This is a genomic window from Pseudomonas sp. KCJK8993, assembly GCF_046230915.1.
GTDB lineage: Bacteria > Pseudomonadota > Gammaproteobacteria > Pseudomonadales > Pseudomonadaceae > Aquipseudomonas > Aquipseudomonas piscis.
Genome location: NZ_JBJJLO010000089.1, coordinates 1 through 20487, shown reverse-complemented (window position 1 = coordinate 20487; position 20487 = coordinate 1). Strand labels below are relative to the sequence as shown.

Below are 20487 nucleotides of genomic sequence, written 5' to 3'. Positions count from 1 at the left end.
GAGTGTCCCTGATCGCTTCCGACCACTTCCGCATCGTTGTCGGCCTCGGCAAGAGCGGCATGTCCCTGGTTCGCTTCCTGGCGAGCCGGGGCGTTGCTTTTGCGGTGGCCGATACGCGGGAAAATCCGCCGGAGCTGGCCACGCTGCGCCGTGACTATCCACAGGTGGAAGTGCGTTGTGGCGAGCTGGACGTCGACTTCCTGTGCCGTGCCGACGAGCTCTACGTGAGTCCCGGCCTGGCCCTGGCGACTCCGGCCCTGCAGGCCGCCGCCCGTGGGGTGAAATTGTCCGGTGACATCGAGCTGTTCGCGCGTAACGCGAAGGCGCCGATCGTCGCCATCAGCGGCTCCAATGCCAAGAGCACCGTGACCACTCTGGTGGGCGAGATGGCTGCCGCTGCCGGCAAGCGCGTCGCCGTGGGCGGTAACCTCGGGACCCCGGCACTGGACCTGCTCGGCGATGATGTCGAACTCTACGTCCTGGAGTTGTCCAGCTTCCAGCTGGAAACCACCGACCAGCTCGGTGCCGAAGTGGCCACCGTGTTGAACATCAGCGAAGACCATATGGACCGCTACAGCGGCCTGCCGGCCTACCACCTGGCCAAGCACCGGATTTTCCGCGGTGCCCGGCAAGTGGTGTTCAACCGCCAGGACGCCCTGACCCGACCGCTGGTGGGTGAGGGGCTGCCGTGCTGGAGCTTTGGCCTGGGGGCGCCGGACTTCAAGGCCTTCGGCCTGCGTGAGGAGAATGGCGAGAAGTACCTGGCTTTCGAGTTCCAGAACCTGATGCCGGTGCGCGAACTGAAGATTCGCGGTGCCCATAACCAGTCCAACGCCCTGGCGGCCCTGGCCCTGGGGCATGCGGTGGGCCTGCCGTTCGACGCCATGCTCGCGGCGCTGCGCAATTTCGCCGGGCTGGAGCACCGTTGCCAGTGGGTCCGTGACCTGGATGACGTCGGTTACTACAACGACTCCAAGGCCACCAACGTGGGTGCCGCCCTGGCCGCCATCGAAGGCCTGGGCGCGGACATCTCCGGCAAGATCGTGCTGATCGCCGGTGGCGACGGCAAGGGTGCCGACTTCAAGGACCTGCGTGGTCCAGTGGCGGCCAACTGCCGTGCCGTGGTCCTGATGGGCCGGGACTCCGAGCAGATCGGCCAGGCCATTGGCGATGGTGTGCCGCTGATCCGCGCCGCTTCGCTGCCTGACGCGGTGGCCCAGTGCCGGGCCGTTGCCCAAGCGGGCGATGTGGTGCTGTTGTCGCCTGCCTGCGCCAGTTTCGACATGTTCAAGAACTACGAAGACCGTGGTCACCAGTTCGTCCGCATCGTGGAGGAGCTGGCATGAACCTGAGGAACATCATCAAGCCTTATCCATCGCCGATCATCACCGGACGCGGCGTCGACCTCGACTTCCCGATGCTCGCCGGCTGCCTGACGCTGCTCGGCCTCGGGCTGATCATGATCGCCTCGGCATCTACCGAAGTGGCCGCGGCCCAGTCCGGCAGCGCGCTGTACTACATGATCCGGCACCTGATCTACATCCTGCTGGGCCTGGGCGCGTGCATCGTCACCATGATGATCCCGATCGCCACCTGGCAGCGCCTGGGCTGGATGATGCTGATCGGCGCCTTCGGCCTGCTAGTGATGGTGATCGTCCCCGGCATCGGTCGCGAGGTGAACGGTTCGATGCGCTGGATCGGCTTCAGCTTCTTCAACGTCCAGCCTTCCGAGATCGCCAAGGTGTTCGTGGTGATCTATCTCGCCGGCTACCTGGTGCGGCGGCAGAAGGAAGTACGCGAAAGCTGGATGGGTTTCTTCAAGCCGTTCATCGTGTTGTTGCCCATGGCCGGCCTGCTGTTGATGGAGCCGGACTTCGGCGCCACGGTCGTCATGATGGGCGCGGCGGCGGCGATGCTGTTCCTGGGGGGCGTAGGGCTGTTCCGTTTCTCCCTGATGGTGGTCCTGGCGGTGGCGGCGGTGGTGTTGCTGATCCAGATGCAGCCCTACCGGATGGCGCGCCTGACCAACTTCGCCGACCCGTGGGCCGACCAGTTCGGCGCCGGTTACCAGCTGTCCCAGGCACTGATCGCCTTCGGCCGCGGTGAGTGGCTGGGCGTTGGCCTGGGCAACAGCGTGCAGAAGCAGTTCTACCTGCCCGAAGCCCACACCGACTTCGTGTTCTCGGTACTGGCCGAGGAACTGGGGGCGGTGGGCTCGCTGTGCACTGTGGCGCTGTTCGTCTTCGTTTGCATTCGTGGCATGTACATCGGCCTGTGGGCCGAGAAGGCCCGGCAGTTCTTTGCCGCCTATGTCGCCTATGGCCTTTCGTTCCTGTGGATCGGCCAGTTCCTGATCAACATCGGGGTGAACGTCGGCCTTTTGCCAACCAAGGGCCTGACCTTGCCGTTTCTCAGTTATGGCGGCAGTTCCCTGGTGATCTGCTGTGCCTGCCTGGGCTTGTTGCTGCGTATCGAATGGGAGAGCAGGACCCACCTGGGCAGCGAAGAGATGGAGTTCAAAGAAAGTGATTTTGCCGAGGAGCCGATCCATGGGCGCTAACGTGCTGATCATGGCCGGCGGCACCGGTGGCCACGTGTTCCCGGCGCTGGCGTGTGCCCGGGAGTTCCAGGCGCGGGGCTATACCGTGCACTGGCTGGGCACCCCGCGGGGAATCGAGAACGACCTGGTACCGGCAGCGGGCTTGCCGCTGCATTTGATCAACGTCACCGGGTTGCGTGGCAAGAGCAAGCTGTCGTTGCTCAAGGCGCCTTTCGTGCTGCTCAAGGCCGTGCTCCAGGCGCGGCGGATCATGCGCCAGCTCAAGCCGGTCTGCGTGCTGGGTTTTGGTGGTTATGTGACTGGACCTGGCGGAGTTGCCGCCAAATTGTCCTCGGTTCCGGTCATCGTTCATGAGCAGAACGCAGTCGCCGGTACCGCCAATCGGCTGCTGGTGCCGTTGGCCGCCCGAGTCTGCGAAGCTTTCCCGGACACCTTCGGGGCCTCCGGTAGCCGCCGCACCACGGGCAATCCGGTACGTACCGAGCTGTTCCTCGAAGCACCGCGCCAGGCCCTGGCCGGACGCAAGGCACGTTTGCTGATCCTGGGTGGAAGCCTGGGCGCAGAGCCGTTGAACAAGCTGCTGCCGCAAGCCCTGGCACAGGTCGCCCCCGAGCTGCGCCCGGAGGTGTTCCACCAGGCCGGCAAAAATCACGATGAGGTCACTGCAGAGCGTTATCGCGCCGCTGGCGTCGAGGCGCAGGTGCAGCCCTTTATCAAAGACATGGCCCAAGCCTATGGCTGGGCCGACCTGGTGGTCTGTCGCGCAGGTGCGTTGACCGTCAGCGAACTGGCTGCCGCCGGTCTGCCCTCGATGCTGGTGCCTTTGCCCCATGCGATCGACGACCACCAGACTCGCAACGCCGAATATTTGGCTCGTGAAGGCGCCGCCTTCCTGATGCCGCAAAGAACGACTGGTGCAGCGGACCTTGCCGCGCGCCTGACAGAGGTTTTGATGCAACCAGAACGACTCGACAACATGGCCCGTGCCGCACGCCGCCTGGCCAAACCCGAAGCCACCCAGGACGTGGTGAATATCTGCCTGGAGGTGGCCCATGGTTGAGAGCCAGAAAGCCATGCCGCAACCGGAAATGCGCCGCATCCGCCGCATCCACTTCGTCGGTATCGGCGGCGTGGGCATGTGCGGGATCGCCGAGGTGCTGCTGAACCTGGGGTACCAGGTATCCGGTTCCGACCTCAAGGCATCGGCGGTTACCGAGCGCCTGGAGTCCTTCGGGGCGCAGATCTTCATCGGTCACCGGGCCGAGAACGCCGCCCATGCCGACGTGCTGGTGGTGTCCAGCGCCGTGAACACCTCCAACCCGGAAGTCGCTACCGCCCTGGAGCGGCGCGTGCCGGTGGTACCGCGCGCGGAAATGCTCGCCGAGCTGATGCGCTATCGCCACGGCGTGGCCGTGGCCGGTACCCATGGCAAGACCACCACCACCAGCCTGCTGGCCTCGGTATTCGCCGCTGGCGGCCTGGACCCGACCTTCGTCATCGGTGGCCGGCTCAATGCCGCGGGCACCAATGCGCAGCTGGGCACCAGCCGCTACCTGATCGCCGAAGCCGATGAAAGCGACGCCAGCTTCCTGCACCTGCAACCGCTGGTGGCCGTGGTGACCAACATCGACGCCGACCACATGGCGACCTATGACGGTGACTTCAACAAGCTGAAGAAGACCTTCGTCGACTTCCTGCACAACCTGCCGTTCTACGGGCTGGCGGTGATGTGCCTGGACGATCCGGTGGTGCGCGAGATCCTGCCGCAGGTCAAGCGGCCGACCGTGACCTACGGTTTCAACGAAGAAGCCGACGTACGCGCGATCAATGTTCGCCAGCAGGGCATGCAGACCTTCTTCACCGTGCTGCGTCGCGACCGCGAGCCACTGGATGTGTCGGTGAACATGCCGGGCAACCATAACGTGCTCAACTCGCTGGCGACGATCGCGATCGCCACCGACGAAGGCATCAGCGACGAAGCCATCGTCCAGGGCCTGTCGGGCTTCCAGGGCGTGGGCCGGCGTTTCCAGGTCTACGGCGAACTGCCGGTGGAAGGTGGCAACGTGATGCTGGTGGACGACTACGGGCACCACCCGACCGAGGTCGCCGCGGTGATCAAGGCCGTGCGTGGTGGCTGGCCGGAGCGCCGCCTGGTGATGGTCTACCAGCCGCATCGCTACAGCCGCACCCGCGACCTGTACGACGATTTCGTACAGGTGCTGACCGATGCCAACGTATTGCTGCTGATGGAAGTCTATCCGGCCGGTGAAGAGCCGATTCCCGGAGCCGACAGCCGCCAGCTGTGCCACAGCATCCGCCAGCGCGGCCAATTGGACCCGATCTATATCGAGCGCGGCGTCGACCTGGCGCCGCTGGTCAAGCCGCTGCTGCGTGCCGGCGACATCCTGTTGTGCCAGGGGGCCGGCGACATCGGCGGCCTGGCGCCCAAGCTGCTCAACAGTCCACTGTTCGCCGGAGCCGTGGCCGCAGGCAAGGGAGCGCCGAAATGACCGCTGCCTACGCCAAGCTGTTCTCCACCGTGCCCCCGGCCGACTTCGGTCGCGTGGCCGTGCTGTATGGCGGCAAGAGCGCCGAGCGCGAAGTGTCGCTGAAGTCTGGCAAGGCCGTACTCGAAGCCCTGCAGAGCGGCGGCGTGGATGCCTTCGGCATTGACGTCGGCGACGACCTTTTGCAGCGCCTGCTGAACGAGAAGATCGATCGCGCCTTCATCATCCTCCACGGCCGTGGCGGCGAGGACGGCAGCATGCAGGGCCTGCTGGAGTGCCTGGGGATTCCCTATACCGGCAGCGGCATCCTCGCCTCGGCGCTGGCCATGGACAAGCTGCGGACCAAGCAGGTCTGGCACAGCCTGGGCATTCCGACGCCACGCCATGCGGTACTGAGCTCTGAAAGCGACTGTATTTGCGCGGCGGCGGAACTGGGCATGCCTTTGATCGTCAAACCGGCCCATGAAGGTTCCAGTATCGGTATGGCCAAGGTGACCACCAGCTCCGAGTTGATCGAGGCATGGAAGGCGGCCAGTACCTATGATTCGCAAGTGCTGGTCGAGCAATGGATCCAGGGTCCCGAGTTCACCATCGCGACCCTGCGCGGCCAGGTGTTGCCACCTATCGCCCTGGGCACTCCCCACACGTTCTACGACTATGACGCCAAGTACCTGGCTTCCGATACCCAGTACCGGATCCCGTGCGGCCTCGATAGCGACAAGGAGCAGGAACTCATGGATCTCACGGCCAAGGCCTGTGAGGCGCTCGGTATCGCCGGTTGGGCGCGTGCCGATGTGATGCAGGATGCCCAGGGGCAGTTCTGGTTCCTGGAAGTGAACACCGCTCCAGGCATGACCGACCACAGTCTGGTGCCGATGGCCGCTCGTGCGGCCGGTCTGGATTTCCAGCAACTGGTGTTGGCCATCCTGGCAGCCAGTCTTGAGGCGCGAGGTTAAGTCCATGCAAGGCGCATCGCTTCGTCATCAGCAACCCGCACCCGGCCGCAAGCCGGTGCCGCGGGGTGCCAGCCGAATGGTGGCCAAAGAGCCGATGTCGGTGCGCCTGCCGAAAGCCAATTTCGGCTTCCTGAAAAGCCTGTTCTGGCCCGTGTTGCTGGTGGCATTGGGGTTCGGCACCTACGAGGGCGCCCAGCGCCTTCTGCCCTATGCCGACCGGCCGATCACCAAGATCGCGGTGCAGGGGGACTTGAGCTACATCAGCCAGCAGGCGGTGCAGCAGCGAATCGCGCCTTACGTCGCGGCGAGCTTCTTCACCATCGACCTGGCGAGCATGCGCACCGAGCTGGAGCAGATGCCCTGGATCGCCCATGCCGAGGTACGCCGGGTGTGGCCGGATCAGGTGGTGATTCGCCTGGAAGAACAATTGCCCGTGGCCCGCTGGGGCGACGAGGCGCTGTTGAACAACCAGGGCCAGGCCTTCACCCCGCGTGAACTGGCGAACTATGAACACTTGCCGCAGTTGTTCGGGCCGCAGCGGGCCCAGCAGCAAGTGATGCAGCAGTATCAGGTGTTGAGCCAGATGCTGCGGCCGCTGGGCTTCTCGATTGCCCGTCTGGAACTGCGCGAGCGTGGCAGCTGGTTCCTGACCACCGGTGCCGGCAGTGCCGGGCCGGGAATCGAGTTGCTGCTGGGTCGCGATCATCTGGTGGAGAAGATGCGCCGCTTCATTGCCATTTATGAAAAAACGCTGAAAGAACAGATCACGAACATCGCGCGCATCGATCTGCGCTACGCCAACGGCCTGGCCGTCGGCTGGCGCGATCCGGCGGCACCCACGACGGCGCAGCCCGCCGTCGCGAAGAATTAAGAAGAGGCAGGACCATGGCAAATGTGCAAAGCGGCAAAATGATCGTCGGCCTGGATATCGGCACCTCCAAGGTGGTGGCGCTGGTGGGCGAAGTCGCGGCCGATGGCTCGCTGGAAATCGTCGGTATCGGTACCCATCCGTCCCGCGGCCTGAAGAAGGGCGTGGTGGTGAACATCGAGTCCACCGTGCAGTCGATCCAGCGGGCAGTGGAAGAGGCGCAACTGATGGCGGGCTGCCGCATCCACTCGGCGTTCGTCGGCGTGGCGGGCAATCACATCCGCAGCCTCAACTCCCACGGCATCGTGGCGATCCGCGACCGCGAGGTCAGCTCGGCGGACCTGGAACGGGTCCTGGACGCGGCCCAGGCGGTAGCGATCCCGGCGGACCAGCGGGTCCTGCACACCCTGCCGCAGGACTACGTGATCGATAACCAGGAAGGCGTGCGCGAGCCCCTGGGCATGTCCGGCGTGCGCCTGGAAGCTAAGGTCCACGTGGTGACCTGCGCGGTCAACGCGGCGCAGAACATCGAGAAGTGCGTACGTCGCTGCGGCCTGGAAATCGACGACATCATCCTCGAGCAACTGGCCTCGGCCTATGCGGTGCTCACCGACGACGAGAAGGAGCTGGGCGTCTGCCTGGTGGATATCGGCGGCGGTACCACCGACATGGCGATCTTCACCGAAGGCGCGATTCGCCACACCGCGGTGATCCCGATCGCCGGCGACCAGGTGACCAACGACATCGCCATGGCCCTGCGGACTCCGACCCAGTACGCCGAAGAGATCAAGATCCGCTACGCCTGCGCCCTGGCCAAGCTGGCCGGTGCCGGCGAAACCATCAAGGTGCCGAGCGTCGGCGACCGTCCGCCGCGCGAACTGTCGCGCCAGGCCCTGGCCGAGGTGGTCGAGCCGCGCTACGACGAGCTGTTCACCCTGATCCAGGCCGAGCTGCGTCGCAGCGGCTACGAGGACCTGATCCCGGCGGGCATCGTGCTCACCGGCGGCACCTCGAAGATGGAAGGCGCGGTGGAGCTGGCCGAGGAGATTTTCCACATGCCGGTGCGCCTGGGCGTGCCCCACAGTGTCAAGGGCCTGACCGACGTCGTGCGCAACCCGATCTATTCCACCGGTGTCGGCCTGTTGCAGTACGGATTGCAGAAGCAGTCCGACGGTATCCAGTTCTCCGGTATCGGCAACCGCGACAGCTACAGCAGCGACGAGCCCAAGGCCGCCTTGCTCGATCGCATCAAGAGCTGGGTCCAGGGCAACTTCTGATACACGGCTCCAAGCAGCAGGTTTCAAGCGGTAGGCAGTAAAGCAGCAGGCAACAAAGCAGTAGGCAGTAGGCGAAAAATTAGAGAATGAAAGGAGAGGGAAAATGTTCGAACTCGTAGACAACATCCCGCAAAGTCCGGTAATCAAGGTTATCGGCGTGGGCGGTGGCGGCGGCAACGCGGTCAATCACATGGTCAAGAGCAACATCGAAGGCGTCGAGTTCATCTGCGCCAACACCGATGCTCAGGCGCTGAAGAACATCGGCGCGCGGACCATCCTGCAACTGGGTACCGGTGTGACCAAGGGCCTGGGCGCGGGTGCCAATCCGGAAGTCGGCCGTCAGGCTGCCCTGGAGGACCGCGAGCGTATCGCCGAAGTACTGGCGGGCACCAACATGGTGTTCATCACCACTGGCATGGGCGGCGGTACCGGTACCGGTGCGGCGCCGATCATCGCCGAAGTGGCCAAGGAAATGGGCATCCTCACCGTCGCGGTGGTCACTCGTCCGTTCCCGTTCGAAGGCCGCAAGCGCATGCAGATCGCCGATGAAGGCATCCGCGCACTGAGCGAAAGCGTCGACTCGTTGATCACCATCCCCAACGAGAAGCTGCTGACCATCCTGGGCAAGGATGCCAGCCTGCTGTCCGCCTTCGCCAAGGCCGACGACGTGCTGGCCGGTGCCGTTCGCGGTATCTCCGACATCATCAAGCGTCCGGGCATGATCAACGTCGACTTCGCCGACGTTCGTACCGTGATGAGCGAAATGGGCATGGCGATGATGGGTACCGGCTGCGCCAGCGGTCCTAACCGTGCACGTGAAGCCACCGAGGCGGCGATCCGCAACCCGCTGCTCGAGGACGTCAACCTGGAAGGCGCTCGCGGCATCCTGGTGAACATCACCGCCGGTCCCGACTTGTCCCTGGGCGAGTACTCCGACGTGGGTAGCATCATCGAGGCCTTCGCTTCCGAGCACGCCATGGTCAAGGTCGGTACCGTTATCGATCCGGACATGCGTGACGAGTTGCACGTGACCGTGGTGGCCACCGGCCTGGGCGCGAAGATCGAGAAGCCGGTGAAGGTCATCGACAACACCGTTCAGACCTCCATGTCGTCCGCGCAGTCGCAAGCGCCAGCCCCTGCTCGCCAGGAGCTGCCGTCGGTGAACTACCGCGACCTGGATCGTCCGACCGTCATGCGTAATCAGGCGCAATCGAACGCGGCGACCGCAGCGAAGTTGAATCCGCAAGATGATCTGGACTACCTGGACATCCCGGCATTCCTGCGTCGTCAGGCCGATTGATGGAGTGCATCAGGGGTATTAGGGTGATTGGTGTTCAGCAAAGGCGTGGTCTGCTATTATCGCCAGCCTTTGTTGATACCAGTTCGCAATTTGCGCTGAAGCGGCCCAAGCCATGATTAAACAACGCACCCTGAAGAATATTATCCGTGCCACAGGTGTAGGCCTGCATTCCGGGGAGAAGGTATACCTGACCCTCAAGCCTGCGCCTGTCGACACCGGCATTGTGTTTTGTCGTGCCGACCTGGACCCTGTGGTGCAGATTCCTGCTCGCGCGGAAAACGTTGGCGAGACCACCATGTCGACCACTCTGGTCAATGGTGACGTCAAAGTGGACACGGTGGAGCACTTGCTCTCGGCCATGGCTGGCCTGGGCATCGATAACGCCTACGTCGAGCTCTCCGCGTCCGAAGTCCCGATCATGGACGGTAGCGCCGGACCCTTCGTATTCCTGATTCAATCTGCTGGCCTCGAAGAACAGGACGCAGCTAAAAAGTTCATCCGCATCCTTCGTGAAGTGACAGTGGAAGACGGCGACAAGCGCGCCACTTTCGTGCCTTTCGATGGTTTTAAAGTGAGCTTCGAGATCGATTTCGATCACCCGGTTTTCCGTGACCGCACCCAGAGTGCAAGCGTGGACTTCTCCAGTACTTCGTTCGTAAAAGAAGTCAGTCGCGCCCGTACCTTTGGTTTCATGAGTGACATCGAGTACCTGCGCAAGCACAACCTCGCACTCGGCGGTAGCGTGGAAAACGCCATTGTGGTCGATTCGGATGGCGTACTGAATGAAGACGGTCTTCGTTACGAAGACGAATTCGTCAAGCACAAGATCCTGGATGCAATTGGTGACCTCTACCTGCTGGGCAACAGCCTGATAGGTGAGTTCAAAGGCTTCAAGTCGGGCCACGCCCTGAACAACCAACTCCTGCGCAAGTTGATTGAGCAGAAGGATGCTTGGGAAGTGGTGACCTTCGAAGATGCCAGCACTGCACCGATCTCTTACATGCGTCCAGTCGCGGCCGTGTAAGTAATACTCTCTTTCCTTTTATTTTGAAGGCCATCCCCCCGGATGGCCTTTTTTTATGTCCGCGATATTTCAGGCGTTGCGCCTGGAGTGGCCTTGGGACATGTTGGAAACCACGCGATTGCGGCCGCTGGACTTGGCCTGGTAGAGGGCCTTGTCGGCGTTGCCTACCCAGTCTTCCTGGTGAATACCGGGGTTGCCCGACCAGGTGTTGATACCGATGCTGACGGTCAGGCAAGCGGCATGCTCGGCAACGGCCGGCAGTGCCTCGATGCTGGCGCGGATCTTCTCGGCCAGCAGCGAAGCGCCGGCCGTATCGGTGCCGGGCAGGATCACCGCGAACTCCTCGCCGCCATAACGCGCCGCCAGGTCTGTCGGGCGACCCACGCAAGCGGCGATGTTCTGCGCCACCAGGCGCAAGGCCTGATCCCCCAGGGGATGGCCGAAACGGTCGTTGAAGGACTTGAAGTGATCGATATCGATCATCAACAGCGACAGCGGCTGGAGCGAGCGCTGGGCCCTGGCCCATTCGTTTTTCAGGGCCAGGTCCAGGCTTCGGCGATTGGCCAGGCCAGTCAGTTCGTCCACGGCGGCGAGGCGTGCCAGTTCCTGTTCGGCGTTATGCCGGCGTCGTAGCTCGCGGCACAGCAACAGGGTCAGCCATAGCAGAGCGATGCACAGGGCTCCGGTGGCGCCGCTGACCAGCAGCGCGGTGCGGCGCCAGGAGCTGAAGACCTCATCGATGGACAACGCGACAATCACGATCAGCGGCAGGTCGCCCACCTGGGAAAAGGTATACAGCCGGTGCGTCTGATCCACGCTGGACACCCCGCTGAAGCTGCCATTGCCTTCGTGGAGGATGCGTACGAAGTTGGGGCGATTGCTGAAACTCTTGCCGATCAGGTCGTCGGCCAGGGGTGGTTGCTGGGCGAGCAGAAAGCCATCGCGGCTGATCAGGTTGATCGTGCCGTTGCGGCCGATGTCCAGATTCTTGAACAGTTCATTGAAGTAGCTCAGGCGCATGGCCGCTTCGGCTACACCGATGAACTCGCCATTCTCGTTGCTCAGTCGACGACTGAAGCTGATCCGCCAGTCATGCTCGGCGGTGCGGGCGCGGAACGGAGGGCTGATCATCATCCTCGGGTCCGGGTTGTCGATATGTGGGCGAAAGTATTCGCGATCGGCGAAATTGCCCCTGCGAGGCACGACCGAAGCCGAGTCGGCAAGCACATCGCCGTGTTTGTCCAGCAACAGGATATCGCCCTTGTACGGCGCGGCGGTGGCTCGGTCGAACAGCGCCAGATGACGGATAGGCGCCGAAACGTTCTTCAGGTCGTTGCGTTGCGCTGCACTGATCAGTCCCTTGAGGGACAGGTCGTAAAGTTCGACGTTGCGCAATACGTCGGCGTCGATCAGTTGCACGATATTGTTGGCGGAACGGATGGCGGCCTGTTCGGCAGTACGGTGTTCACGGATCAACAGGTAGGTGACGATACTGAGAATGGCCACGACGATCAGTGAACTGATCAGGACCAGCAGACGTTCAGGATTTGACGCGATCTTCCCTGTGCGGGGTGTCGCACGACTCACGCTCATGATTTTGATTTCTGCTACGTCGACGGGTTTAAGTCTAGTGTGGACGTGGGCTACAGAAATCGGTCACGTCTGCGCGCTATATAAATCCCGCCTGAACAAAAGGCCAGCAAAACCTGCTGGCCTTCCATTTATAGCGTCTTAGAAGACATTGATCGGGTAGTCGACGATCACACGATATTCGTCGGTGTCGTTATCCACGACGCGGTAACCATTGCCACCCCGGTTGGTTGCCCATTGCAGGCGTACCGCCAGGTCCTTGGCCTTGCCGCCCTGCACCACATACTTGAGATCCAGGTCACGTTCCCAGTGCTTGGCATGCTTGCCATCGGCGCTGTACCAGTTGGCATAACCAGGGCTGTCCGGGTTGACCTTGGTCAGGTCCAGTTCGCCGCGCGAATAGGACAGCGCCGAGGTCAGGCCGGGCAGGCCGATGCCGGCGAAGTCATAGGCGTACTTGAGCTTCCACGAGCGCTCGTTGGGGCCGTTGAAGTCCGAGTACTGCTGGGAGTTGTCCAGATAGATGCTGTCACCCTGGGTGATGTAGTCGAACGGTGTATTGCCGTTGACCCGCTGGTAGGCGGCGGTGACGCTGTGGCTGCCTACGCCGACGGTGAAGTGCAGGCTGTAGGTGTTGTTGTCGATGTTGCCCAGCAGCGCCTTGCCGGTGTCCTGGGTGTGGTAGTAGTGCAGGCCCGGGTTGAGGCTGACCAGGTCGTTGACTGCGTAGGTGTAGTCCAGGTCGTAGTAGTACTGGTTCCAGATGTCCTTGAGCTCGGAAGCATAGAGGCTGCTGGTCAGCCCCGGTACGCCGCTCCAGGCCACCCCGGCCCAGTTCAGGTGGCGGCTTTCATCATGGCTGGGCAAGGTGCCGTAGGCGGTACCGATGCGCTTGTGGCCGCTCTGGTTGTAGAGCTTGGTGAAGCTGGCCTGGCCGCCTTCGATCAACCAGCCGTCGAAGCTGTGGTTGGTCAGGCTCACGCCACGGAAGGTCTGCGGCAGCATGCGGCTCATGCCGCCGGCGATCACCGGGTTGTTGAGGAACAGGTCACCGGCTTTCAGTTCGGTGTCGAAGGCGCGCATCTTCAGGGTCGCGCCAGCGGTGGAGAAGGAGCCCGGGGCTTTGCCGCCGTCCTTGCCGCTACGGCTGATCGGCAGGATGCTCGAGCCATCGGTGCCGCCACCGCCATCGAGCTTGAGGCCGAGCATGGCATTGGCATCCACGCCGAAACCGACGGTGCCTTCGGTATAACCGGACTGGAAAACCCCCAGCAAGCCCTGGCCCCACTCGATGTTGTCATCGTTGTGCTGCTGGCGGTTGCGGTGCATGTAGTAGTTGCGAGCGTTGAGCTTGAGGCTCGAACCGGCGACGAAACCTTCGGTCGCGCTGTCCTCGGCGGCTAGTCCAAGGCTTGGGATAGTTGCAGCGATTGCAATGAATAGCGGGCTGACCTTCAGTGAAGTCCTAAACAACGTATTGCTCCTTTGGTGGGTGAAGATGATTTTTTATTTTGAATTCGGTGTGTTCTTGTTCTGTAGATGACGAACATGCCGCGGGTTTCTCCACGACAAAAAAAAGCCGCTGGATTCAGCGGCTTTAAGACAACTTACTCCGGTGTAGAGCGCAGAGAAGTTATCGAGGGAAACGAGTCGGTGGCGCGATCAACTGTCCTTTCGGGCATCAGCCTTGCTGTGCTCGGCAGTGATCTTCTGGGCTTGCTGACTGTTCTGCTGCTGGGCCGCCTGGGCGATCTGTGCTTGTTCGAACGCGGCGGCGCGTGCGGCATTGCGTGCGACGAAAGCCTGGGATTCTTCGGCCATGGCGGCAGGCGCCACGAACAGGGAAGACAAGACGAACGCGCTGGCAATACCCATGCTGTTGGACATTTCTGAAGACCTTCTTGCAGTGCAAGTTCAATTCGGTACGACAAAAATATAACCACGATGAGGCTGGAAAAAGAGCCGAACAGGATAAGGACTGTTACCAAAAAAACAACAGTCAAGAGCGTGATGGTTGCAGGATTTTGCCGCCTCTTGTCCCAGGTCAGGGGTCGCGGTGGTTTCAGCGGGGCAGGTAGAGACCGAAGGTGTTGATGCCCCGATCGCTGCGCACGAAGACGTCGCCGCCATGCATCAGGGCGATGGCCTTGACGATGGCCAGGCCCAATCCATGGTTGGCGCCGCTGTTGCTGCGCGAGGCATCGACCCGGTAGAAACGCTCGAACAAGCGTGGCAGGTGCTCGCTGGCGATGCCCTGACCCGGGTTGCTGACGGCGATCGCCACGTGCCGTTCCTGAACCTCGATCCGGACCCGGATCACTTCGCCGGCGGCGGTGTGCTGCACGGCGTTGCTCAGCAGGTTGATCAGCGCCCGGCGCAGGTGGGCGATCTCGATCCGGACCTGGGCGTCGCCTTCCACCTCGACCCTGACCTGGGCGTCTTCGAGGATGAAGTCCAGGTAGTCCAGGGTGGTCGCCACCTCGGTGGCCAGGGAAGCGCTGGTGAGCTTGGTGGCCTTGCTGCCCTGGTCGGCGCTGGCCAGGAACAGCATGTCGTTGACGATCGAGCGCAACCGTTCCAGTTCTTCGAGGTTGGATTGCAGCACCTCGAAGTAGTGCTCCGCGGAGCGTCCCCGGGTCAGGGCCACCTGGGTCTGGCCGATCAGGTTGGTCAGCGGCGAGCGCAGCTCATGGGCCACGTCGGCGTTGAACGATTCCAGGCGCGAGTAAGCCATCTCGACCCGCTCCAGGGTGGAGTTGAACGAGTTGACGAACTGGCTCAGCTCCGGCGGCAGCGGTGACAACTGCAGGCGCCCCGAGAGTCGTGGCGGGGCCAGGCGCTGGGCCTCCTGGGACAGCTTGATCAGCGGCTTGAGGCCGATCCGCGCCACCCAATAGCCCAGGGCCGAGGCCAGCAGCACGCCGACGATGGCCAGGCCGATCAGGGCCATCAACAGGCGGTGCTGGGTCTGGTGGAAGGTCTCGGTATCGATGGCGATCAAAAAGCGCAGGGGCGGGCGCTGTTCCCTGGCTGGCAACTGGCTGACCAGCACCCGCAACGGATAGGGATGCTCGTCCAGGCTCAAGTCGCGCATGCCCAGCGGGCCCTGGGCGAAGGCGCGGATCCGTGCATCGGGGTTGCCGTACTCACAGCCCGGGTCGCCACTGATGGCCCAGAAGCGGATGCGCTTGTCTTCCTCGCTGAGCAGCTTGAGCTTGGCGCTGATCTTGCCCCAGTGCTCCGGGTTGCCATAGCGGGTCAGGGCCGACTCCAGCACGCTGTAGCGCGCTTCCAGCTCGGCCTCCGGCAACAGGCCCAGGCCCTTGTCCACCTGTTGATAGAGCGCCCCGCCGATCAGCAGGAAGATCAGCAGCGCCACCAGGGTGAACAGCCCGCTCAGGCGCAGGGCGATGGAGTTACTCGGCACTGCGGTTCTCCAGCACGTAGCCCATGCCGCGGATGGTATGCAGCAGCTTGTGTTCGAAAGGCCCGTCGAGCTTGGCCCGCAGGCGCTTGATCGCCACCTCCACGACGTTGGCGTCGCTGTCGAAATTGATGTCCCAGACCATCTCGGCAATCGCGGTCTTGGAGAGGATCTCGCCTTGGCGCCGGGCCAGCACGCTGAGCAGCGAGAACTCCTTGGCGGTCAGGTCCAGGCGGGTGCCGGCGCGGCTGGCCTTGCGGCTGATCAGGTCGATCCACAGGTCGGCGATGCTGATCTGCACCGGCTCGTGGCCGCCGCTGCGTCGGGTCAGGGCCTGCAGCCGGGCCACCAGTTCGAGGAAGGAGAACGGCTTGCCCAGGTAGTCGTCGGCGCCGTCGCGCAGGCCCTTGATCCGGTCCTCGACCCGCTCGCGGGCGGTGAGCATGATCACCGGGGTCTGCTTGCGTGCGCGCAGGGCCCGCAGCACGCCGAAGCCATCCAGACCCGGCAGCATCACGTCGAGCACTATCACTGCGTAATCGCTTTCCAGCGCCAGGTGCAGGCCTTCGATGCCATCGCGGGCCAGGTCCACGGTGTAGCCTTGCTCGGTCAGCCCGCGATGCAGGTAGTCCGCGGTTTTTTCTTCGTCTTCGATGATCAGGACGCGCATGACCCGCCTCAGGAATTGGTTGCTGGCGCCAGGGCCGGTCGTGGCCGGTGGAACAGCCGCTCGAGCCACAAGTATATGACCGGGGTAGTGAACAGCGTCAGCGCCTGGCTCACCAGCAGGCCGCCGACCACGGCGATGCCCAGGGGCTGGCGCAACTCGGCGCCGGTGCCGTAGCCGAGCATCAGTGGCAGGGCGCCGAGCAGGGCGGCCAGGGTGGTCATGATGATCGGCCGCAAGCGCGTGACGCAGGCCTGGTGGATCGCCTCCTGCGCAGGCAGGCCACCATTGCGCTGGGCCTCCAGGGCGAAGTCGATCATCAGGATGCCGTTCTTCTTGACGATGCCAATCAGCAGCACCAGGCCGATCAGCGCCATGATCGAGAAGTCCTGGCCACACAGCCAGAGCATCAGCAGGGCGCCCAGGCCCGCCGAGGGCAGGGTGGAGATGATGGTCAAAGGATGCACGAAGCTCTCGTACAGCACCCCGAGGATGATGTAGACCGCCACCAGCGCCGCCAGGATCAGGTACGGCTGGCTGGCCAGGGAGCTCTGGAACGCCTGGGCCGCACCCTGGAAGTTGCCGCTGATGGCTGCCGGCATGCCGATCTCGCGCTTGGCCTGGTCCAGCAGGATCACCGCATCGCCCAGGGCCACGCCGGGAGCCAGGTTGAACGACAGGTTGGCCGCCGGGAACATGCCCTCGTGGGCGATCGACAACGGTCCCACGGTGGGTGCATCGAAGCGCGCCAGGGCCGAGAGCGGGACCATCTGCCCGGTCAGCGGCGAGCGCAGGTAGAAGTAGTCGAGGCTCTCGGCTTTGCCGCGCTGTTGGGTATCGAGCTCCAGGATCACGTTGTACTGGTTGACCTGGGTCTGGAATTCGTTGATCTGGCGCTGGCCGAAGGCGTCGTACAACGCCTCGTCGACATCGCTGGCGGTCAGGCCGAAGCGTGCCGCAGCGATCCGGTCGATCTCTATGTGGGTGATGCTGCCGCCCAGTTGCAGGTCGTTGGAAATATCGCGAAAGGCCGGGTTGCCGCGCAGTTTCTCGGTCAGGCGCTGGGTCCAGGTGCTCAGGGTCGCACCGTCGTTGCTCTTGAGCACGTACTGGTACTGGGCGCGGCTGGGACCCGAGCTGAGGTTGATGTCCTGGCCGGCCCGCAGGTAGAGGGTGATGCCCGGCACCTTCATCAATTGCGGGCGGATGCGGTCGATGAAGGCGCTGGCGGAGACGTCCCGCTCGCCGCGTTTTTTCAGCGAGATCCAGAAGCGGCCGTTGGCGATGGTCTGGTTGCTGCCGGACACCCCCACCGAATGGGAAAACGCCTGCACCGCCGGGTCGGCGGCGACGATCTGGGCCAGGGCCTGGTGTTTCTTCACCATGTCCGGATAGGAAATGTCCGCCGCGGCCTCGGTGGTGCCGAGGACGAAGCCGGTGTCTTGCACCGGGAAGAAGCCCTTGGGAATCAGGATGTAGCCGGCGATGGCCATGCCCAGGGTCAGGGCGAAGATGCCCAGCATCAATTTCTGGTGCGCCAGGGCCCGGCGCAGGCCACGCTCGTACAGGGCCAGCAGGCGCTCGCTGAAGCCCGGCTTGCGATGGGGCGGATGCACTGGGGCGCGCATGAACAGCGCCGCCAGGGTCGGGGCCAGGGTCAGCGAGACCACCACCGAGATCATGAGGGTCGAGGTGGCGGTCAGGGCGAACTCCTTGAACAGCCGACCCACCACGCCGCCCATGAACAGCAACGGAATGAACGCCGCCACCAGGGAGAAGCTGATGGACACCACGGTGAAGCCGATTTCCCCGGCGCCCTTGATCGCCGCTTCGCGCATGCCATCGCCGGCTTCCAGGTGCCGGTGGATGTTTTCCACCACCACGATGGCATCGTCCACCACGAACCCCACGGCGATGACGATGGCTACCAGGGTCAGGTTGTTCAGGCTGAAGCCCATCACGTACATCAGCGCGCAACTGGCGGTCAGGGATACCCCCAGCACCGCCGAGACGATCAGGGTCGCCGACCACTGGCGCAGGAACAGCGCCATCACCGCCACCACCAGCAGCACCGCGATCAGCAGGGTGATCTCCACCTCATGCAGCGAAGCGCGGATGGTCTGGGTGCGGTCCACCAGCACCTTGACCTGCACCGAGGCCGGCAGCATCGCCTCCAGGCCCGGCAGGGCGGCCTGGATCCGGTCCACGGTCTCGACGATGTTGGCGCCCGGCTGGCGCGAGATCACCAGGTTGACCCCGGGCTGGTCGCCGGACCAGGCCTGGACATAGGCGTCTTCCGGGCCCTCCACCACCCGGGCCACGTCCTGCAAGCGCACTGGCGCGCCGTTCTTGTACGACACGATCAACTGGCCGTACTCCTCGGGATGGAACAGCTGGTCGTTGGTGGACAGGGTGGAGATGCTCGAGGCGCCGTACAGTGCGCCCTTGGCCAGGTTGAGGCTGGTCTGCTGGATCGCCAGGCGGATGTCGGCCAGGGTCAGGCCGATGGCCGCCAGCTTGTCCGCCGAGGCCTGGACGCGGATGGCCGGGCGTTGCTGACCGGTGATGTTGATCTGGCCGACCCCGTCGATCTGGCTGAGTTGCCGGGCCAGCAGGGTCTCGGCGTAGTCGCTCAGTTCGGTCCCGGGCATCTGCGTGGAGCTGATGCTGAGGATCAGCACCGGGCTGTCCGCCGGGTTGACCTTCTTCCAGGTAGGTAGCGTGGGCATGTCCTTGGGCAGCTTGCCGGCCGCGGTGTTGATCGCCGCCTGCACTTCCTGGGCGGCGGTGTCGATGCTCTTGTCCAGGGAGAATTGCAAGGTCAGCAGGCTGGTGCCCAGGGCGCTGCTGGAGGTCATCTGGGTCATGCCGGGGATGGCGCTGAATTGCACTTCCAGGGGCGTGGCCACCGAGGAGGCCATGGTGTCCGGACTGGCCCCGGGCAAGGCCGCCGAGACCTGGATGGTGGGGAACTCGGCCTCCGGCAGTGGCGCCACCGGCAGCCGCGGGAAGGCGATCAGGCCCAGCAATACCAGGGCAAAGGTCAGCAGGACGGTGGCGACCGGATGATCGATGCACCAGGCGGAGATCGAGCCATGGCCCTTCATGGCTTGGGTTCCTGGACCTGGGCCACTGGCGGCGGATCGCCCACCACCTGGACCCGTGCGCCGGGCTTGAGCCGCGACTGGCCGTCGCTGACCAGCACATCGCCGGCCTGGACCCCGGAAATGATATTCAGGGCGCTGTCCTGGTACAGCACCTGCACCGGCACGGCTTCCACCTTGTCGCCCTTGACCCGGTACACGAAACGCTGGTCCAGGCCGCGCTGGACCACGGTCGGCGGTACGGTCAGCGCGCCCTGGTCCAGGGCGGTCTGGATCTGCACCGTCACCAATTGCCCAGGCCAGAGCGCCTGGCGAGCATTGGCGAACTCGGCCTTGGCGCGCAGGGTGCCGGTATCGCTGTTGATCTGGTTGTCGATCAGGGTCATGTGGCCGTTGCCCAGCAACGCCCCGGGGTGGTCGCCGTCGGCGCCCAGGTAGGCCTTGACCGCCGCTGGATCCTGGGCCTGGATCAGGCCTTGCAGGGTGGGCAGCATCTGCTGGGGCAGGGAGAACTCCACGGCGATGGGATCGATCTGGGTCACCGAGAACAGGCCCTGGCTGTCGGTCGTGCGCAGGACGTTGCCTTCATCCACGGTACGAATACCCACTCGCCCAGTAACTGGAGAGCGGATCTGGGTGTAGGAGAGCTGTACCAGGGCGGCATCGATGGCCGCCTGGTTGCCCTGGATCGTGGCGTTGAGCTGGTTGACCAGGGCCAGTTGCTGGTCGTAGGTCTGCTTGGAAACCCCGTCATCCACCGACAGCAGCTTGTAGCGCTTGAGGTTGACCTGGGCCACCTGGAGCTGCGCCTGGTTCTGCGCCAGTTGGGCCCGGGCCTGGTCCAGGGCGGCACGGATCGCCCGGTCGTCGATGGTGGCCAGCAGGTCGCCGGTCTTGACCAGTTGCCCCTCCTTGACCAGCAACCGGGTGAGGATGCCATCCACCTGGGGCCGGATGACCACGCTGTGCAGCGACAGCACCGTGCCGATGCCGCTGGTGTAGCGCGGCAGGTCCTGGCGGAGCACCTCCACCACCCGTACCGGAATCGCCGTGGGGGCGGCCGATCTGGCGGTCGTCGGCCGGCACAGGAACCATGCCCCAATGGCGACGAGGGCCACGAGCAGGGCGGCGGTGACGGCGGTTTTCTTGGCGATGGACATGGAGGCGGCTCTTTTAAACCTCTGGCGCGGGCCGCCGAAAGGGAAAGGGA

Annotated in this window: 16 protein-coding genes; 9 read left to right on the top strand and 7 right to left on the bottom strand. The window is 63.7% G+C overall.

Annotation, left to right across the window (positions count from 1 at the left end; genetic code table 11):
• The first annotated feature begins 2 nt into the window (after positions 1-2).
• From murD to lpxC, 9 genes are all read left to right on the top strand, one after another.
• Positions 3-1346 (top strand): UDP-N-acetylmuramoyl-L-alanine--D-glutamate ligase, encoded by a 1344-nt coding sequence (gene murD, locus ACK6AU_RS23365; RefSeq protein ID WP_409301673.1) that lies wholly within the window; start codon positions 3-5, stop codon positions 1344-1346.
• Positions 1343-2560 (top strand): putative lipid II flippase FtsW, encoded by a 1218-nt coding sequence (ftsW, locus tag ACK6AU_RS23360; protein WP_409301671.1) that lies wholly within the window; start codon positions 1343-1345, stop codon positions 2558-2560. Before murD ends, ftsW begins: the two co-directional genes overlap by 4 nt.
• Positions 2550-3620, top strand: coding sequence for an undecaprenyldiphospho-muramoylpentapeptide beta-N-acetylglucosaminyltransferase (gene murG, locus ACK6AU_RS23355; RefSeq protein ID WP_185700299.1), 1071 nt, complete (start codon positions 2550-2552; stop codon positions 3618-3620). Before ftsW ends, murG begins: the two co-directional genes overlap by 11 nt.
• Positions 3613-5070, top strand: coding sequence for a UDP-N-acetylmuramate--L-alanine ligase (gene murC / locus ACK6AU_RS23350; protein ID WP_185700298.1), 1458 nt, complete (start codon positions 3613-3615; stop codon positions 5068-5070). Before murG ends, murC begins: the two co-directional genes overlap by 8 nt.
• The gene (locus ACK6AU_RS23345) at positions 5067-6023 is read left to right on the top strand and encodes a D-alanine--D-alanine ligase (RefSeq protein WP_185700297.1); all 957 of its coding nucleotides are present in this window, start codon (positions 5067-5069) and stop codon (positions 6021-6023) included. Before murC ends, ACK6AU_RS23345 begins: the two co-directional genes overlap by 4 nt.
• A gap of 4 nt (positions 6024-6027) precedes the next feature.
• Positions 6028-6894, top strand: a complete 867-nt coding sequence (locus tag ACK6AU_RS23340) for a cell division protein FtsQ/DivIB (protein WP_016966667.1) — start codon at positions 6028-6030, stop codon at positions 6892-6894.
• A gap of 14 nt (positions 6895-6908) precedes the next feature.
• The gene (gene ftsA, locus ACK6AU_RS23335) at positions 6909-8168 is read left to right on the top strand and encodes a cell division protein FtsA (protein WP_053131918.1); all 1260 of its coding nucleotides are present in this window, start codon (positions 6909-6911) and stop codon (positions 8166-8168) included.
• Positions 8169-8271: 103 nt separating this feature from the next.
• Positions 8272-9468 (top strand): cell division protein FtsZ, encoded by a 1197-nt coding sequence (gene ftsZ, locus ACK6AU_RS23330; RefSeq protein WP_022640798.1) that lies wholly within the window; start codon positions 8272-8274, stop codon positions 9466-9468.
• Between the two features lie 112 nt (positions 9469-9580).
• Entirely contained in the window at positions 9581-10492 is a 912-nt protein-coding gene (gene lpxC / locus ACK6AU_RS23325; RefSeq protein ID WP_011063304.1) for a UDP-3-O-acyl-N-acetylglucosamine deacetylase, read from the top strand.
• A 69-nt stretch (positions 10493-10561) separates the two neighbouring features.
• Here lpxC and ACK6AU_RS23320 read toward each other — a convergent pair whose 3' ends face one another.
• The 7 genes from ACK6AU_RS23320 to ACK6AU_RS23290 all read right to left on the bottom strand — a co-directional run bounded on the left by ACK6AU_RS23320 (position 10562) and on the right by ACK6AU_RS23290 (position 20437).
• On the bottom strand, positions 10562-12085 hold the full coding sequence (locus ACK6AU_RS23320; protein WP_185700296.1) for a sensor domain-containing diguanylate cyclase: 1524 nt from the start codon (positions 12083-12085) through the stop codon (positions 10562-10564).
• A gap of 138 nt (positions 12086-12223) precedes the next feature.
• Positions 12224-13555, bottom strand: a complete 1332-nt coding sequence (locus tag ACK6AU_RS23315) for an OprD family porin (RefSeq protein ID WP_185700295.1) — start codon at positions 13553-13555, stop codon at positions 12224-12226.
• 189 nt (positions 13556-13744) lie between these two features.
• Positions 13745-13969, bottom strand: a complete 225-nt coding sequence (locus ACK6AU_RS23310) for a hypothetical protein (protein WP_022640787.1) — start codon at positions 13967-13969, stop codon at positions 13745-13747.
• 175 nt (positions 13970-14144) lie between these two features.
• On the bottom strand, positions 14145-15509 hold the full coding sequence (locus ACK6AU_RS23305; protein ID WP_409301666.1) for a heavy metal sensor histidine kinase: 1365 nt from the start codon (positions 15507-15509) through the stop codon (positions 14145-14147).
• Positions 15499-16176: a heavy metal response regulator transcription factor gene (locus tag ACK6AU_RS23300; RefSeq protein WP_185700293.1), complete on the bottom strand. Its 678-nt coding sequence runs from the start codon at positions 16174-16176 to the stop codon at positions 15499-15501. Before ACK6AU_RS23300 ends, ACK6AU_RS23305 begins: the two co-directional genes overlap by 11 nt.
• Positions 16177-16184: 8 nt before the next feature.
• Entirely contained in the window at positions 16185-19280 is a 3096-nt protein-coding gene (locus ACK6AU_RS23295) for a multidrug efflux RND transporter permease subunit (RefSeq protein ID WP_409301663.1), read from the bottom strand.
• Positions 19277-20437: an efflux RND transporter periplasmic adaptor subunit gene (locus tag ACK6AU_RS23290; protein ID WP_409301661.1), complete on the bottom strand. Its 1161-nt coding sequence runs from the start codon at positions 20435-20437 to the stop codon at positions 19277-19279. The genes ACK6AU_RS23295 and ACK6AU_RS23290 overlap by 4 nt, the downstream gene beginning before the upstream one ends.
• Positions 20438-20487 lie beyond the last annotated feature (50 nt).

Excerpts from the sequence above, each read along its gene's own strand:
- ftsW (WP_409301671.1), top strand. The coding sequence starts at position 1,343 with ATGAACCTGAGGAACATCATCAAGCCTTATCCATCGCCGATCATCACC.
- murG (WP_185700299.1), top strand. The coding sequence starts at position 2,550 with ATGGGCGCTAACGTGCTGATCATGGCCGGCGGCACCGGTGGCCACGTG.
- murC (WP_185700298.1), top strand. The coding sequence starts at position 3,613 with ATGGTTGAGAGCCAGAAAGCCATGCCGCAACCGGAAATGCGCCGCATC.
- ACK6AU_RS23345 (WP_185700297.1), top strand. The coding sequence starts at position 5,067 with ATGACCGCTGCCTACGCCAAGCTGTTCTCCACCGTGCCCCCGGCCGAC.
- ACK6AU_RS23340 (WP_016966667.1), top strand. The coding sequence starts at position 6,028 with ATGCAAGGCGCATCGCTTCGTCATCAGCAACCCGCACCCGGCCGCAAG.
- ftsA (WP_053131918.1), top strand. The coding sequence starts at position 6,909 with ATGGCAAATGTGCAAAGCGGCAAAATGATCGTCGGCCTGGATATCGGC.
- ftsZ (WP_022640798.1), top strand. The coding sequence starts at position 8,272 with ATGTTCGAACTCGTAGACAACATCCCGCAAAGTCCGGTAATCAAGGTT.
- lpxC (WP_011063304.1), top strand. The coding sequence starts at position 9,581 with ATGATTAAACAACGCACCCTGAAGAATATTATCCGTGCCACAGGTGTA.
- ACK6AU_RS23320 (WP_185700296.1), bottom strand. The coding sequence starts at position 12,085 with ATGAGCGTGAGTCGTGCGACACCCCGCACAGGGAAGATCGCGTCAAAT.
- ACK6AU_RS23310 (WP_022640787.1), bottom strand. The coding sequence starts at position 13,969 with ATGTCCAACAGCATGGGTATTGCCAGCGCGTTCGTCTTGTCTTCCCTG.
- ACK6AU_RS23300 (WP_185700293.1), bottom strand. The coding sequence starts at position 16,176 with ATGCGCGTCCTGATCATCGAAGACGAAGAAAAAACCGCGGACTACCTG.
- ACK6AU_RS23295 (WP_409301663.1), bottom strand. The coding sequence starts at position 19,280 with ATGAAGGGCCATGGCTCGATCTCCGCCTGGTGCATCGATCATCCGGTC.
- ACK6AU_RS23290 (WP_409301661.1), bottom strand. The coding sequence starts at position 20,437 with ATGTCCATCGCCAAGAAAACCGCCGTCACCGCCGCCCTGCTCGTGGCC.